At 41.4% G+C, this 16,660-nt stretch carries 15 protein-coding genes; 8 read left to right on the plus strand and 7 right to left on the minus strand.

Annotation, left to right across the window (positions count from 1 at the left end):
- The first annotated feature begins 581 nt into the window (after positions 1–581).
- Positions 582–1,325: an EAL domain-containing protein gene (locus R8N46_RS15520; RefSeq protein WP_072828895.1), complete on the plus strand. Its 744-nt coding sequence runs from the start codon at positions 582–584 to the stop codon at positions 1,323–1,325.
- A complete protein-coding gene (locus tag R8N46_RS15525; RefSeq protein ID WP_005456003.1) occupies positions 1,318–2,061 on the plus strand; it encodes a helix-turn-helix transcriptional regulator in 744 nt (247 codons plus the stop codon). Before R8N46_RS15520 ends, R8N46_RS15525 begins: the two co-directional genes overlap by 8 nt.
- A 136-nt stretch (positions 2,062–2,197) precedes the next feature.
- On the opposite strand, the gene R8N46_RS15530 is transcribed toward R8N46_RS15525, so the two are convergent.
- Both R8N46_RS15530 and R8N46_RS15535 read right to left on the minus strand, forming a co-directional pair.
- Entirely contained in the window at positions 2,198–3,043 is an 846-nt protein-coding gene (locus R8N46_RS15530; protein ID WP_005455952.1) for a hypothetical protein, read from the minus strand.
- Entirely contained in the window at positions 3,040–3,261 is a 222-nt protein-coding gene (locus R8N46_RS15535; RefSeq protein WP_005492292.1) for a helix-turn-helix transcriptional regulator, read from the minus strand. The genes R8N46_RS15530 and R8N46_RS15535 overlap by 4 nt, the downstream gene beginning before the upstream one ends.
- A 241-nt stretch (positions 3,262–3,502) precedes the next feature.
- Between R8N46_RS15535 and R8N46_RS15540 the strand changes: the two genes are divergently transcribed.
- Together R8N46_RS15540 and R8N46_RS15545 are read left to right on the plus strand one after the other, a co-directional pair.
- Positions 3,503–4,072 (plus strand): hypothetical protein, encoded by a 570-nt coding sequence (locus R8N46_RS15540; protein WP_152913481.1) that lies wholly within the window; start codon positions 3,503–3,505, stop codon positions 4,070–4,072.
- A gap of 732 nt (positions 4,073–4,804) precedes the next feature.
- On the plus strand, positions 4,805–5,290 hold the full coding sequence (locus R8N46_RS15545; RefSeq protein WP_213972474.1) for a DUF6795 domain-containing protein: 486 nt from the start codon (positions 4,805–4,807) through the stop codon (positions 5,288–5,290).
- Between the two features lie 683 nt (positions 5,291–5,973).
- Here R8N46_RS15545 and R8N46_RS15550 read toward each other — a convergent pair.
- A complete protein-coding gene (locus tag R8N46_RS15550; RefSeq protein ID WP_005381668.1) occupies positions 5,974–6,537 on the minus strand; it encodes a porin family protein in 564 nt (187 codons plus the stop codon).
- 400 nt (positions 6,538–6,937) lie between these two features.
- Between R8N46_RS15550 and R8N46_RS15555 the strand changes: the two genes are divergently transcribed.
- The 4 genes from R8N46_RS15555 to R8N46_RS15570 all read left to right on the plus strand — a co-directional run bounded on the left by R8N46_RS15555 (position 6,938) and on the right by R8N46_RS15570 (position 11,815).
- The gene (locus tag R8N46_RS15555; RefSeq protein WP_213972473.1) at positions 6,938–7,819 is read left to right on the plus strand and encodes a LysR family transcriptional regulator; all 882 of its coding nucleotides are present in this window, start codon (positions 6,938–6,940) and stop codon (positions 7,817–7,819) included.
- Between the two features lie 120 nt (positions 7,820–7,939).
- Positions 7,940–9,475 carry a bifunctional GNAT family N-acetyltransferase/carbon-nitrogen hydrolase family protein gene (locus R8N46_RS15560; protein WP_005381670.1) on the plus strand — a complete coding sequence of 512 codons (1,536 nt, stop codon included), beginning with the start codon at positions 7,940–7,942 and terminating at the stop codon, positions 9,473–9,475.
- A gap of 204 nt (positions 9,476–9,679) precedes the next feature.
- Complete coding sequence (locus R8N46_RS15565) at positions 9,680–10,267, plus strand: DedA family protein (RefSeq protein WP_169628874.1); 588 nt, start codon at positions 9,680–9,682, stop codon at positions 10,265–10,267.
- A 180-nt stretch (positions 10,268–10,447) separates the two neighbouring features.
- Positions 10,448–11,815, plus strand: a complete 1,368-nt coding sequence (locus R8N46_RS15570; protein WP_017635705.1) for a Na+/H+ antiporter NhaC family protein — start codon at positions 10,448–10,450, stop codon at positions 11,813–11,815.
- Between the two features lie 74 nt (positions 11,816–11,889).
- Here R8N46_RS15570 and R8N46_RS15575 read toward each other — a convergent pair whose 3' ends face one another.
- The 4 genes from R8N46_RS15575 to R8N46_RS15590 all read right to left on the minus strand — a co-directional run bounded on the left by R8N46_RS15575 (position 11,890) and on the right by R8N46_RS15590 (position 16,557).
- Positions 11,890–12,729, minus strand: a complete 840-nt coding sequence (locus R8N46_RS15575) for a 3-keto-5-aminohexanoate cleavage protein (protein WP_053350252.1) — start codon at positions 12,727–12,729, stop codon at positions 11,890–11,892.
- Positions 12,720–14,051, minus strand: a complete 1,332-nt coding sequence (locus R8N46_RS15580) for an aspartate aminotransferase family protein (protein WP_054575103.1) — start codon at positions 14,049–14,051, stop codon at positions 12,720–12,722. The genes R8N46_RS15575 and R8N46_RS15580 overlap by 10 nt, the downstream gene beginning before the upstream one ends.
- Positions 14,052–14,259: 208 nt before the next feature.
- Positions 14,260–15,528, minus strand: coding sequence for an O-acetylhomoserine aminocarboxypropyltransferase/cysteine synthase family protein (locus R8N46_RS15585; protein ID WP_054575082.1), 1,269 nt, complete (start codon positions 15,526–15,528; stop codon positions 14,260–14,262).
- A gap of 117 nt (positions 15,529–15,645) precedes the next feature.
- The gene (locus R8N46_RS15590; RefSeq protein ID WP_104978830.1) at positions 15,646–16,557 is read right to left on the minus strand and encodes a LysR substrate-binding domain-containing protein; all 912 of its coding nucleotides are present in this window, start codon (positions 16,555–16,557) and stop codon (positions 15,646–15,648) included.
- Between the last annotated feature and the right edge of the window lie 103 nt (positions 16,558–16,660).

Genomic DNA, 16,660 nt, shown 5'->3' on the forward strand with positions numbered 1-16,660 from the left:
GTTCGAAGGACAACAATCATCGTGATGCTAAAAAGAACTTTACTTACTTCTACACAGCGAAGAGCCGCTAGAGTTGCAGATCAGCCTTGGGCGATAATGGCATTAATTTTGACGACAACGTTTCAAAAAGAACATCTGACAGCTTTATATGGAGTGAAATACCGTTAAATATTAACATTATAAGGCTTAGTTAGAATCTGTTAGTTGATTAAACGATCACAAGCAAGAGCAATCAATCTTTCTTTACTAACCAATCCAAGTAGAACTTGATACTCGTCAATTTGGCTAAAAATGTGATACCGGTAACAAATCGAGATCATTATCAAGCAAAATAGAAAAATTTAACGCAATCTCTGAACCGAAGTCACATTTTAACCGTATCAATCGAGTCTCTAAGAAGGCTGTAAATAAACAGCATATCGTTTTGTTATTTCAACTTATTCTTGTGCGTCAGGATTATGACGTTTTGTTAATAATGAAAATATCAACTCAATCTTTTGTAAGATCAACGCGCTTAGTAGACGGAAAAGTTATGCATATAGATGATACGAAAAACAACATCAGTTCAGTGTAAGAATAATATGTACGAATATAACTATACGGATACTGGAGTCATCGTAAGAACCGATGCTTCATTTGTTAAGCTTGAGTTTTTGTTTCAACCAATAATCAATTTGAAGCAGAGGAAAGTAAGGCATCTTGAGATCTTGTCTAAAGTCTTGAATGATTCCGGTGAATCTTTATACAACGAAACGTTTTTCTCTGAAATTGATCAAGAGTTCATAAAAATGGTCGCGCTAGCTCAGATTAGGTTTTGCAGTAAGCTAAAAGTCCGTATTCCCATAACTGTTAATATCACTTTATCATGTTTAAAGGATAGTTTTTTTTTACAAAGTCTCTTAAATGAACGTGACGTTAACTTTGATATTGAAATTACAGATATCGACTGTGATGTAAATTGCGGCCGTTTACAAAGTAGTATCAGATTATTAAAGCGCTCTGGCGTAGGATTGTTATTAGATGATTATTATCATAGAAACAATATTGCTAACATATCATTAGGGTTTATAGATTGGGATTACATTAAAGTAGACAAGTCTTTCCTTCATCATAACTGCGATGATATTAATGCAATAAACTATCTATTGAGAGTAATATCTCCTTACGCCAAGAAAGGTATTATTTTAGAAGGTGTTGAAACCTCTTATCAGCACGACGTCGTGAAGAACCGTGATGTTCTGGTTCAAGGATACTTTTATTCTCCTCCAGTAAGCTGGGCACAGCTAGAAAGAAAGATGAACACAACGAATAAAGAACATGTTTAAGATAAGAAAGATAAAAGTAAATTTAAAAACCAAAGATACCGGAAGCTTTGTATCTAAGTCAAAACATATAATTAAACTTACTGGTTTTTTCGGAGCTATCTCATACCCAGGATGCGTCATCGTGATCGAGGGTGAAGCTTTGATTCAGTTACCCTCAAATGCATTAATAAATTTTTCGTTGAAAGAAGAGTTATCCGATGACTTTTATTTATATTTAGTAATGTGTGACATGGATTATGATAACTATGCTTTTAATAAAATGAAACCTTATATCGACTCGTTAATTCATGTTCAAAATGGAATTTTCGAACACACTAATTTTCTACAAGAATTAATAAATAGAGATGCTTTTAGAACTCTAAAAAAACTTGATATTAAAAGAACTGACTCTATATCTGAACGTATTCATCGTCTAATATCTAAACAAATCCAACATCGTTGGACAGCAGAAGAAATATCCAAAAACCTTAATATGTCAAAAGCTACACTTATGAGGAGGATATCTCAAGAAAAAACGACGTTATCAGACTTGATACTTTCAGCAAGAATGAATAAAGCAGCTTATTTACTATTGAAGAAAAAACATCCTATAAAAAAGGTAGCTCACCTAACAGGTTTTTCTAGCGCATCTTACTTTTGCAAAAAATTTAAGGAAACATATGGGAACTCCCCTAAGCAATTTGTTAACTTAATGGACTATAAGCAAAAAGAAACGCAGCGCGAATGCGCCCGTTAAATGAATAAATTTAAAATGGACACCTTTTGACTAGAACACATTTAATAGTCAACTAGTGTTGTGTTGGGTTTTCTTAAAACTACCTATTTAAGCCCTCAAAATAGGTGGTGTTCGTGTAGTCAACAAAAATCGCAGATTACACTTTGGACTTCTTTAACCATGCTCTCGCATGCCATTGAAATGGCAACGTTCTTCTGTCTTGCTCATCTAACCAACAAAGTGATTCACAGAACATCAATTTGTTAAGCCGATACTTCTTAGTCAGATTCTTACCCCAAAACGATTGATAATCCCGAACTTCAAAGCAAGCCAACTTATGTAAATAACTCAACTGCTTGAGAGGATCTCTAAACTCCTGCTTCATAAATGGTCTAGCTTGTCTATTCTGTTTGATATGCTTAGGGTGTAACTTCGATAACTTCTCTCCTAGCCGTTCAATTGCCTCTTCATTACCCGATTTACGCATAAGAACATGGTAATGAGGTAACCATTTTTGTGGCGAATCATGAAAATCTAACTCGAACGCCCCCAATACCGGACCACTGATACCACATCTAGATAATAACTTTCTCAATCTGTCTTTATCTTTAGGGATATCATAATTGACGAAGTCATATGCATCGACTCCACGCGAGTATTGAATAATAGTATAGATACCATATTCAGTACCCATTGCTTGCTCTTGGTCAAGTAAGATTGAAGCAATGATGTTGTTAACACGTTCTATTTTAAACTGACGATTGCATTTTTTACATGCCACACTCTTACACTCGTATAAACCTTCATTGCAAGACTCAAGCTTATCTGCCAATTCATGCAATCGACCACAACCGTATCTTTGACCACGACTCTCATAGACATGATCAGCCATTTTTCTGAGCAGCTTAATACGATAATCGTTCTCTAAATAGGCTTCGTACTCGCTCATTAACCAATCACACTCTTCTAATCTGCTTCCAGATAAGAATATGTCTAGTTTCATCTTCTCCATACCTCTTCGAGTAGCTTTTGCCCTTTATCTAATTGTGGTAATAGAAAAATACTTTGGCGCTCTTCAACCCAAGCATCCACTTCAGATTCTTTCCATGCGACTCGGTTTTTCGAAAGTCGATATGAACTTGGAAACTCTCCTGATTTCATCAAGCGATAGATCTGAGCTCTGCTATACGAAGTTCTTTCTAACACCTCTCCAATTTTCATATATCTCTCATTCGCCATGTCTTTTGTCTCTTTTTCAAATAATGGTGCTATCGTATCAAACTACAGAAACCACCTTGTGAGCCTCACAAGTCATCATAAAAAAAAGTGAGACTCACAACTTAAAAAGCACTATAAAACAGTAAATTAAAACATTATTATGTGAGTCTCACATTGAAAATGCATTTAAATAGATGGAAAAATCGTGTAGCGTAAAGGATGTAATAAGGAACGAGAATTGATTATGAAACGTAGAAGTGATGCAGCTATAAGACAACAATATGTAACACAAAGAAGAAAAGATTCAGGACTCGTAACCAAGAGAATTCATGTGTCAAATGTCGCACTAGACAAACTTGATGCCATTGGAACTAAACTTGGCTTCTCAAGTAAGGAACTCCGTAACAGTGAAAATTTGTCCGCAATTATCGAGCTTTGTCTTAGTACTTTTTTAGACGGAAGCTTTGAAGGTAAAGCGAACCGCAAAGAAGCTCTGTACCTGATGCAAATCCACAACATAGCTAAGTTCAAAAAGCAACAAGGATTCAATGACAAAGCTATATCTAACTTTCTTGAAGATTCTGGCTATGAGACACCGTTCATCGCCAAAAGAGTGGTCAATACACAAAAATATCGTCTTAGAATGGTAGAGAAATGGACTGATGTACTTGTAGGAAGATTAAAAAAAGAAAGCTATGTTCAAAAACAAACCCAACTCATTGGCGAGTGTCATCGTCCAAAAAGGATAATTCGCAAGAAACCTCATGTAAGACGAGAATGTGAGGTGTTTCGAGATGAAGATTTCTCTATTTAGATAATCTTCACCTATTCTAAAAAAGAGTTGGGAGAACAGAACACTCTCACATGGGTGACTAAACTCAACATAGATCACATTTCTTAAATCTGACCCACTTTTTCTTTTAGTACCCAACAAGTTACCCAAAGCAAAAGCTAAAATGAAATTTTTCATTTAAAATCATTGAGATAAAAAACAGTTTCAGATGCCGCCAGCTCCACCAAACGTTTGGAAAAGGCCACCTTCGGGTGGCCTTTTTTGTATCAACTAAAATAGTCTCTTTTTTCAAACATTCATGCTTTCTGAAATCTTACTACATGGATTACCGCATACCTTTGGCCCATGTAGGTTTACAAACTCGTTGAGTATTAATCAGTAAACAAGAAGTTCATAAGTACTAATCAAAAAGGCAGAAAGCATGGTACTAAAAGCCCTGCAACTTAAAAGTCTTCTGCTTACCTATCCTTTCTAAGAGATAACTAGATCTAAGTCTAAAGTCTATACTCATCTCCCTCGATGAATTGATTGATGTATTCATTGTTAGTCCCTACTCGCTTGTTTCATTACAACTCTATAGATGTAATGACTACAAACAGTAGTTACAAAAAATAATGTAACTCTAATCACAAAGTTAACCTTAGATATTGAACAGAAACACAACATATATAGATTTTTAAATTTCAAAATGAAAATATTGTTGTGAAAAATTAAGTTGCTGGAATTATTACAGTCATATTAGTGAGCATTGTAATGAATTTTGAAGAAAGTAAATTGAATGACGAACACGTTAATCAATACACACCGCAAATCAATGGTGTGTTAACAAAGAAAGGAAAACCACTTAGTAGCCTAAAGGTTAGCCTTAGTATTGGTTTAAGCATGTCAGGGAAATCAATAGACTTATCAACATTCACAGACAGTACTGGTCGCTTTGAGTTTTCTCCAGTCTATGAAAATAAAGACGTCATAAGCACTCATCTCATTGATCGCTATGTAACTATTGTTTTAGTCGCAGAACTCAGCAATGATGAAAGTACTATTATTTGGGAAGGAAGCTTTGATGGTTATAAAATAGAGGATTACGTAAAAAATAACATGGCTAACCTTGCTTGTGACACTGAGAACCCTCTTAAGTACTTTGCTTTTTCAATTGATGATGAAGAAAACGATGACTACTACGTGAACAGCCAATGTAACTTATTTGGTTATATAGACTCTGACTTGTATGGAAATTAAATAATGCACTCATGATGCAACTCCAGTTCCTATGTCTCCTCTTTGGCCATTCATTCACGGGGGCATTGAGTATCGGTTAGAAGGAGGTTCTGGTATCGACTTCCACGCTCATGGACTAGGAAAAAATCTGTTCCGGGTTATGTCAATAACGCTACAAGTAATGAGTGATCGGCACTACAATCTAAGCCTTAAACTTATCTAGAACGCAACGTATTTCTTGACTTCAACAAGAGATATAACGCTCGGATGACTGATGGTTGGGTAAGTAAAATAGTCTCTTCAACTTTGACTTTACTAAGAATTTCAGGTCTGGGTCATATAATACAACAGATGCGACCGTAGGCCTTGCTACTTGGGTTCAATTAGCTAATTTCAGAGCTAAAAAATGAACGTAACGAACACGTACGCGGTATTATAGGCCACATAAATGTAATGTCAGGCAATGCGGAAATTAACCTATCTAATATTACTTGTAGAGCAATAAAGCTTTGTTTTTCAAGGTTAGTAAAAAGGCTAGACAGTCATGCTAGTAACGTATTAAATACCCTGGAGTAACAATAAAATAAATTAGCCATCGTTTTATATATACGCTTCATCGGTCTTAAATTATTTGAATGATAAATAATAAAAGTGCGAAGCTATTTTGCTTCGCACTTTTATTGAGTCCAGCACGGCTAACTATATTAGAAGCGATACTCTACACCTAGTGATGCTTGGTTAAAGTCTGTTTCCGTGTTTGCACCGTTCGCGACATTCTCCGCATTGAGTTCTACGTCGTACCACATATATTCTGCGTTAACTAAGAAGTTATCAGTAACTTTAAAACCAACACCGGCACCAGCGAATACACCTTCATCATCTTTGTTGCCTTGGAAGCCCGCAACGTTGTAATCCGTCGAGTACCACATTTGACCGCCTTTTGCGTAAAGGTCGACACGATCAGCAATGGGAGCAGTAACTTTTAGAGCCGCTGTATAGCCGTCCGTTTCGGCATTTGCTAGGTTATTACCATAGCTACCGAAATCAATGTAACCACCTTCCAACGCTAAGTAAGGATTAAAACGGTAACCAACTAAACCTTGAATAACATCGCTGTCATCATCAAAGTCATCTTGTCCATCAACTTTTAAGTAACCGTAGTTGGCGCCAACATATACACCATGATCGTTGGAGTCCGCAGCATGTGATAAAGTACTAAACGTTGCTAAAGAAAAAAGGCTAATCAAAGTAACAACATTGCTTTTCATTTCGTTCTCCTAATATAAGTTCCATTGAAGGTTCGAATAGTAAAGAGCAAATGCAATGCCAACTTTAAATTAATGAAAAATATATTTAATTTTATAGAATACTGACAATCCTCTAAAGATCGCCGAACAAAAATAGAAAAAAGAGCTGTCTGTTTACTTTATATAAACAATACTAAATTGAGGTTAATCTCTGATGTGAAAAAGATTCTTGTTAATTTGTAGATTTTTCAAAGAAATTAAATAAACATCTAAAATACTCTTATAGATTAATCAGTCAAAAAAAAATGCTTAGCTAGTTTTTATAATAAAGGAAGCTAATCACACATACGTTGCATCTTACTTTGCTTCAAGCCGTGAATACTCTACTCTTTGCCTAAGCAGAGTTTAATGGAACTGAAGTATGTTAAAAGGCAGTGAATACCCTTCTATTCGAGCATTAAGGACGTTTGTCGCGGTCTCTAATTACCTCAGTTTCTCTAAAGCAGCGGATGCACTATGTATTACGCAAAGCGCAGTAAGCAAACAAATCGCATCGCTGGAGCAATTGGTGGGTTTACCTTTAATACAAAGAGGGGCGAGTGGTATTGAGTTAACCGAAGAAGGCAAGCGTTATCTGCCGCAAGTCACAGAAGCTTTGGAGCTTATTCAGCATGCAACTGCCAACTTAATCCAGTCAGATTCAAAGCAAGAATTACTCACCGTGGACGTAACCCCTTCTTTTGCCAGTCTTTGGTTGATACCTAATATTGATGACTTCCACCAGCAACATCCTAACATCCGAGTAAGAGTCTGTACCGGGGATGGGAACGTCAAAGATTCGAGCAACGAAAGTGACTTACATATTCGCTGCCTTCCATTATCCACAAATTATGAATACAGCCACTTACTGTGCGAAGAAACATTGTTATTAGTCGGTTGCACAAATGCTCCTGTAATTGAGAGTGTGCACGCTGTTAGTAATTATCCGTTTATACCTCAAATCACTCGCCCTCAGCTATGGGAGCAATTTAAAGCGGTCTACACTGTAGAATCTCCCGTTACCTATCAACCTGTAGGCGTCGAACATTTTTACCTAGCTTGCGAAGCTGTCAGAATGGGAAAAGGGCTCGCCTTGCTTCCCGATTTTATGGCGCAGTATTCGATTTTAAGAGGGGACATTCAGCATGTTCTCAACCTTTCTTTACAGAGCGGTTATGGTTATTACGTGATGATTCCAAATTATCGACTTTCGGCTAAAAAAGTAGCGGTGTTTCACGAATGGCTGAAGAGCAAACTAAGTTAATGTTGTTTCTTTAAGCTCGTTTAGGTAAACCAAAACAACTCAAAGACTTCGGTATCTGTCTGCTCAAATTTATGGCATTCTCATCCATACTATTTAAAAAGGATAAATGGATAGTAGGATATGGACAGCAACACGCCAAGACTCTCTTTACGCACCATTGAGCCGACCGATTACCCAGAGCTCGCGGAATTAATGGACCTTGTTTTTCCTGATGTTGGTGGCTCATGGCCACGCCTGACCATCATGGATCTCATTCATCAGTTTCCTGATGGACAAATCTGTATTGAGGATAACGGAAAAATTGTCGGCGCAGCGCTAACAATCAAAGTGGACTACAACCGATTTTCACTTCCTCACCTATACACCGACATCATCACCGAGAACAACGTCATCCAAAACCAAGTGACCGGTGACGCCATGTATGGTCTCGATGTATTTGTTCACCCGGACTACCGTGGACTGCGTTTAGGTCGCCGTCTGTATGATGCGCGTAAAGAACTTTGCCGGAGTAAAAACTTCAAAGCAATTTTAGCCGGTGGTCGCATCCCGAATTACCACAAATATGCTGACGAATTGAGCGTGGCTGAATACATCGACAAAATAAAGCGCCGTGAGCTTCACGATCCTATTTTGTCTTTTCAGCTTGCAAACGACTTCGATGTCAAACGTATTATGCGTGGTTACTTGCCAGAGGACAGTGCTTCTAAAGGCTACGCAACTCTGCTGGAGTGGGATAACTTTTTCTACGAAGAGGATATTCAATCCGTACACGATGTAGAAAAAACACTGATTCGGATTGGTGTTGTGCAATGGCAAATGCGCGCCATGAATGACTTAGAGGACTTGCTCGATCAGGCTGAGTTCTTCATCTCTTCTCTTGCGAACTACAAAGCCGATTTCGCCCTATTCCCTGAATTCTTTAACGCGCCGCTGATGGGATTGCAAAACGACCAAAACTCCGTCGAAGCAATTCGCTTTTTGGCTAGCTTTACAGAAGAGATCAAAAACCGCTTCTCGCAGATGGCAGTCACCTACAACATCAACATTATTGCAGGCAGTATGCCCGTCATCGAGGATGGCAAGTTGTATAATGTGGCCTACTTGCTGCAACGAGATGGTGAAATAAACGCTCAATATAAGATTCACATCACGCCCCATGAGCAAAAAGACTGGGTGATCGACGGTGGCGACAATGTTCAGGTGTTCGAAACCGATGCAGGCAAAGTCGGCATACTGATTTGTTATGACAGCGAGTTCCCAGAGTTGGGAAGAATGCTCGCCGAGCAAGGCGCACAAATTGTGTTCGTTCCTTTCTGGACAGACACAAAAAATGGCTACCAACGAGTACGAATCTGTTCCCAATCACGAGCCATCGAAAACGAATGCTACGTTGCAATTGGGGGCAGTGTCGGCAACTTACCTCGTGTTGATAATGTCGATATCCAGTACGCACAATCTGCCGTATTTTCACCGTCGGATATCTATTTTCCACACGATGCGACCTTAACAGAAGCAAGCGCCAACACCGAAATGATAATCTTCGCTGATGTTGATTTGACTAAGTTGAAACAGCTTAATACCGAAGGCTCTGTCACCAACTTACGTCATCGCCGCCTTGATTTGTATGGCGCATTCACCAAAGCCAAAGAGTCATAAGGATCTCCCTAATTCGCCGCTACCAAAGAGCGTGGCGGCGAGTAAAGCCAGCTGCAGGTTGATTCTGCGCAATTATCAGAGGCATGTCAGTTTTTCTCAATGGTGAGAAACAAGAATTGACCCAATAGGACATTCGGAGTATCACTCCAACTTCGTTCCGCTTTTATTAGGGGAAAGCTTTTGGAACATATTAACGAACTTCTCATGTCAATGAAGCCTTTGCTTGAGCAATACGGCTACGTTGCGCTGATTGTCAGTATATTTCTAGAAGGGATAGGTATCCCGATGCCTGGTCAATCACTGATGATCGCGGCATCTTTGCTCTCGTCAGAGCAAGTCATGAACCTAAGTATGGTAATGATGGTATCGTGGCTGAGCTGCTTTTTTGGTAATACCTGTGGCTACTTAATCGGTTATTACTTTGAGGGGTGGTTAGATAAAAAAGGCTACATTTCCGGCCCTAAGATGCAAACGCTTCAATTGACGATCCAGAAATACGGCCCTACGTGCTTGGTCGTCAGCCGCTTTATTGAAGGAATGAAGCAATTTATGCCTCTTGCATGCGGTATCGCGAAAATGCCACGTAGAGAGTTTTTGCTCGGTAACGCCCTCGCGGCGACGGTTTGGGTATTGGTATTCAGCTTGTTAACTCACTTTGCATTTGAACATTTAAGCGTGTTGAGCAACCTGTACGCCGAATACAAATATCTGGTATGGGCATTTGCTGCTGTCTTATTTACGTGGATGGTTTTAGGTATTGTTAAACGCAAAAAAGCCAAATCAATGCAATAACGACAGTCTCTTCATTAGCGCATAACTAAAGCTCGTGGTATCAGTGAGATACGCAACACGAGCTTTTATCTTTTTCTTTACGTGTAAAATTTAAACAGCCATTTAGACGTCTAGACGTTGACAATGTATAAATGTGATATTAGTCTGCTCTTCTCTCTTATCATTAACATTGTCGTTTACATGTCCGGTTCCCAACAAACTACTAAAACAGTTGCACCGTCTGCGGTCGCACTGATCCCATTAATTGTATTTCTTGCGCTATTTATTGGCGTAGGCACTTACTTATCTTTGCAAGGCGTGGAATTTGCCTTCTACCAGCTGCCTGCACCCATCGCGGTATTACCAGCCATCATCATTGCGTTTCTTTTAAGTAAAGAGAAACTTAACCGCTCAATCGAACACTTCATGCGTGGTGTTGGCCACCCAGACATCATCGCAATGTGTATGATCTATCTGCTTGCAGGTGCCTTTGCTGCGGTAGCAAAAGCCTCTGGTGGTGTTGATGCAACAGTGAACCTTGGTTTATCCGCTATTCCAACCAGCATGATTTTACCGGGCATTTTTCTGATTTCTGCTTTTATCGCAACAGCAATGGGGACTTCGATGGGTACCATCGCAGCCGTTGCCCCCGTAGCGTTGGGGATTGCTGAATCAGCAGGAATGAGCTTACCGTTAACCGCAGGCGTTGTGCTGAGCGGGGCTATGTTTGGTGATAACCTTTCTATCATCTCTGACACCACCATCGCGGCGACACGCTCTCAAGGTTGTGAGATGAAAGACAAGTTTAAAGAGAACATTCGTATTGCTTTACCTGCGGCGTTGATCGCGATTGCAGTGTTCGCTTTCAACAGTACCGCGACTCAAGTGCCTGAAACTGGCGATATTGAGTGGCTAAAAGTCTTGCCGTACATCACTATTTTGATCCTAGCGGTATCTGGTGTGAATGTGTTTGTGGTTCTGTCGATTGGCATTCTTTTGGCTGGCGGCGTGAGCTTGGCATCGATTGACAATTACGGACTAACTAATCTAGCCCAAGACGTATACAAAGGCTTTGGTAACATGCAAGAGATCTTCTTGTTATCCATGCTGATTGGTGGTTTGAGTGAACTGATGCGTCGCCAAGGTGGTCTTGCTTTTCTAACAAATTTCGTTAGTAGCCTTATCCACGCGTTTGGCTCTAGTCACTCTAAGCATGCGAACAGTCGTGCAAGCGAGCTAGGTATTGCAGGTTTGGTATCAATGGTCAATGGCTGTACGGCAAACAACACCGTAGCCATCATTGTATCGGGCAGCGTTGCTCGCCAACTGGCGGAAGAGAATAATGTCTCTCCTCGCCGCTCAGCAAGCTTGTTAGACATTTTCTCATGCGTGGTGCAAGGCGTGTTGCCTTACGGTGCTCAAGTACTGCTGCTAGGTTCCGTATTCAACCTCTCGCCACTTGAAGTAGTTGCCAATTCTTACTACTGTTTTGCATTAGCGATAGCGGCTGTTGTCGCGGTGTTTATCAAACATCCCGCTCGTCAACCTGTAGCGCAAACTGAGAACTAACGACAAATACCGAAAAGGCTCCGATGGAGCCTTTTTACTTTCCTTTCTTCTTTTTTTCTTTTCCGCGAGCAGATTTACTTCAAAGCTGAACGCAAACTTTGCGCACTGTGTAAAGGAATCGCAAAGCGATGCGCCACATCGCGTAGAGCTTCCACCTGAGCCACGTTACTGATTGCTAATTCGCCTGCCACATCGACGTGGTTATTCTCAAACCCCACTCTCACATCGAATCCAAGTAACATCGCACTCGCTAAACAGTCTTGCTCTCGCGCGCCAAAAGCACAAATGGCACATCGAATTTCTTCCTCGACAAAACGCGCCAAATTCAAACCTCGTAAATCCCATGGCGAAGACTGTTGAGCTTGGTGATAACGCCCTAACACCACTAATGCATGCTGATGCGTTTTAGGTAACACGCCCGTATCACGCAGTTGGAAATAACGTTCAATGTCGGTTGCATCGTAGAGAATAATTTGGCTCACGATGTTGTTTTCTGCCACCCAATGGAAAAAGGTATGCCCTTCTTTCTCACTTGCTCGATCAGGGATTAACTCCCTCAATGCGAAAGAAGCCGCTTCTGGTTTCACAGCTTTAACTAACGCCATCTGTTGTGGCGGAGAATACAAGCCCACCGCCTCTGTGGTGAGCTGTACCATCATGTTTTGTCCCACTGCTTCTTTCACGGCATGGTAAATTGTCATGTTGTCGTCGATGTCTAATGAATGACGTCCGTTGGCGTCTCTAGCATGCAAATGGATCATGGCAGCCCCTGCCGTTTGACAAGCGATAGCCTCTGCAACCAGTTCGTCTGTTGTCATGGGTAAGCTGGCGTGATCGTACTTAGTTTTTCTTGCACCGTTTGGGGCCACGATAATAGCGATAGGCTCTCGTATAGATCGATTTTCTAATTCCATTCCTTCGCTACCTCTTTTAGCGTTAATGAGAGTTTGCCAACTAGCTCATCAATATGGTGAGGCTGAATAATGAATGGCGGTGCAAGCAAGATATGGTGCCCATTAACGCCATCAATCGTTCCTCCCATTGGGTAGCACATTAAGCCATTTTCCATTGCTTGCTGTTTGATGCGTTTGTCTGCCAATGTGGCTTTACTCAGAGGCGCCTTGCTTTCTTTATCCGCCACCAGCTCAATGCCAAAAAATAAGCCTTTACCACGAATGTCGCCAATGTACGGTAAATGGGCCAATTCAGAAGTAAGCTCATTACGCAGCAAAGCACTTTGCTGATTCACCGCCGTTAATAAATCATCTTGGAAGATGGTTTGAATGGTTGCCACGGCAGCAGCGCACGCCACAGGGTGCGCCATAAAGGTATGGCCATGTTGGAAAAAACCGCTTCCACCGGCAATAGCTTGGTAGACTCGATCATTCGCAACCACCGCGCCAATAGGTTGATAACCCGCACCAAGCCCTTTAGCCATACACACCAGATCGGGGTCTGCCTCTTCTTGCTCAAACGCAAAAAAACTACCACTGCGTCCAACGCCACACATGACTTCATCCAAGATCAATAACACATCGTATTGGTCGCATATTTCGCGAATACGCTTGAAATAACCTTGTGTGGCAGGCACAGCTCCAGCGGTGGCTCCCACAATGGGCTCGGCGACAAAAGCCATGACATTATCAGCCCCCAACTCAAGAATTTTTGCCTCTAGCTCATTCGCCGCTCGCAATGAGTAATCCAATTCCGACTCATGACTCTGCTGATAACGATAAGCATAGCAAGGGGCGATATGATGGCTCGGGTGTAAGATGGGTTTGAACGGTTCACGTCGCCATTCATTACCTCCGACAGCCAAAGCCCCCAAGGTATTGCCGTGATAACTTTGCTGACGCGCGATGAATTGCTTTTTCTCTGGCTTACCTGATTCCACGAAATACTGCCGCGCCATTTTTAGTGCCGACTCCACCGCTTCTGATCCGCCACTGACTAAATACACATGGTTGAACTGTTCAGGCATGTGCTGACAAACCAATTCTGCTAGGCGCTCACTGTTATCACTAGTAAAAAATCCAGTATGAGCAAACGGCACTCGCTCGATCTGTTCCAACATCGCTTTTTTAACGGCTTGATGACTGTGGCCAAGGTTTGATACCGCAGCCCCACCACAAGCATCGAGATACTGCTTTCCATGCTTATCGAATAGATAAACACCTTCACCTCTATCGATGATTGGTAGCGTGGCATGGCAATGACGGTGAAATACGTAAGACATTTGAGTCCCTTCCAATGTGTAATACTTGCACACATCATCAGGAACAAACCCAAACGTGACAAGAGAATAAATCTCACCCTCTATGAGCTTTTGGAATGCCACAAACCAAAAACACCAAAACCCTTGATATTTAAACAATAAAATAAAAATAGGCCAGCTTTTTTAAAGGCTGGCCTATGGGTAACCCAAAGCTAAAAACAGAATCGTTTTACGAGTTTAGTGCCTGTTCTAAATCGGCTAGAATATCGTCAATATGTTCAATACCCACCGATAAACGAATCATCTCTGGAGACACACCAGCTTGTTTTTGTTCTGCTTCGCTCAATTGACGATGAGTCGTCGATGCAGGATGGCAAGCCAATGATTTTGCATCGCCAATGTTCACCAAACGCTTAAAGATTTTCAAAGCATCATAAAAACGCACACCAGCGTCATAACCATCTTTTAAACCAAACGACAAAATCGCAGAAGGCTTACCTTTCATGTATTTTTCGGCGAGATGGAAGTGTTCAGAACTTGGCAATCCGGCATAATTTACCCAACTGACTTTGTCATTCTGTTCCAAGAATTCAGCCACTTTGAGTGTGTTCTCGGTATGGCGCTCCATACGCAGCGGTAACGTTTCTAACCCTTGCATAAGCATAAATGCATTCATCGGTGATAATGCTGCTCCGGTATTACGCAGTGGTACGGTACGCGCACGCCCGATAAATGCCGCCTCACCAAACGCTTCGGTATACACCACGCCGTGGTAAGAAGGTTCTGGTTGGTTGAAAACAGGAAAGCGGTCTTTGTGCTGTGCCCAAGGGAATTTACCGGAATCCACAATCACGCCACCTAATGTGGTGCCATGCCCACCAACGTATTTAGTGAGAGAGTGAACTACGATATCCGCACCAAATTCGATGGGTTTGCAAAGCACTGGCGTCGCAACGGTGTTATCCACAATCACAGGTACGCCTTGTGCATGAGCAAGCTCCGCCACACGTTCTAAATCGATGATATTGCCCGCAGGGTTCCCAATGCTCTCGCAGTACACCGCTTTGGTATTTTCATCAATTAATTCGGCCAAACTTTCTGGCTTGTCATCTTTAGCAAACTTCACCTGAATACCTTGATTTGGGAGCATGTGCGCAAACAAGGTATAAGTACCGCCATAAAGTTGCGGCGTAGAAACGATGTTATCGCCCGCTTGCGCTAACGTCAGAATCGCATAGTTAATCGCTGCACTCCCCGCACTCACGACCAATCCAGCAATGCCGCCTTCTAACGCTGCCATGCGTTTTTCCAGCACGTCATTAGTCGGATTCATGATGCGAGTGTAGATATTCCCCGGCACTTCCAAGTTAAACAGATCAGCACCATGCTGCGCGTTGTCAAACTCGTACGCGACTGTTTGATAAATCGGCGTCGCGACAGATTTAGTGGTAGGGTCAGTTTCGTAACCAAAATGGATGGATAGCGTTTCGTCTTTCATGTTCTTCCCTGTCTTTCATCACTCAAATAGCGGCAAGCAAAGCACTTACCTTGCTTAAAACTTATATTGCCCAATTTTTCAACAAATAACGTAGGGATGAATCACAGAGATAAAACGCTAATTCAACTGTCCAAGTAACCAGTGACGAAACGTTTCTGTCGCATTCGTACGTGTGTTCATGATCAAGTAATACCCTGCATTGGCAGGAATCGGTTTGAATGGAGAAACCAAACGCTCTGTCGTCAATTCATCCTCAATCAGTGCCATTCGTGCCATCGCAATCCCAACGCCTGCTTCGGCTGCAGACATCGCCATATCCGTTCGATTAAAAAAGTGTCCGATATCGGTTTTAAAATCCAACCCCATCGCTGACGCCCAATATAGCCACTCATAGTCACGCGTCGCTTTTTCCCATGGCATCGCATCGTGTAGTAGCGTCGCCTCTTGCCATTGCTTCACTGGCATTGAGGTTTTTTGTTCACCAAACAATGTTTTTAGCCAGCCATGATCCTCAAGGTATTTTGGACTCATCACCGGCAGCAGATGCTCATCCAAAATCAGCTCCGCGTTAGCATTTCTATAAGGATGAAGACCATAGTCAATTGCGACGTCATAGTCTTTTATCTCACTATTTACCAGCGCACCTTCCGCAAAGATTTGTACTTGGATATCCGGATTATCATGATGGAAGCTTTCGAGCTTTGGGACTAACCATTTGAAAGCAAAAGAAGGCGTCAACTTCAAACGAATTTCATTGGTTTGTTTTTCTACTTTGAGCTCATCAAGCAATTTGCTCAGTTCCGAAAAGTGAAACTGCGTCGCTTGGTGTAACTGAGTGCCTTTTACGGTTAAACGAGTACCGCGAGAGTGGCGTTCAAATAAAGTAAAACCTAATAACGCTTCCAAATGAATAATTTGTTGGCTTATGGCACCAGTGGTGAGGTGTAAATGTCTTGCAGCACCAGTAAAGCTGTTGTACTCCGCGACTTGGCTAAATAGACACAAGCCACTTATCAGATTACTTTTCATCCTTGAGCCTATAGTTTTTCTAAACGCTGTGTGTAATTTATATCGATTGTTAACAAAAGGTAAAGAAAAGAAACTGAGCACTCTGATAAATGTGTGGAGTGCA

This window comes from Vibrio sp. 1874 (assembly GCF_033344395.1).
Lineage (GTDB): Bacteria > Pseudomonadota > Gammaproteobacteria > Enterobacterales > Vibrionaceae > Vibrio > Vibrio alginolyticus.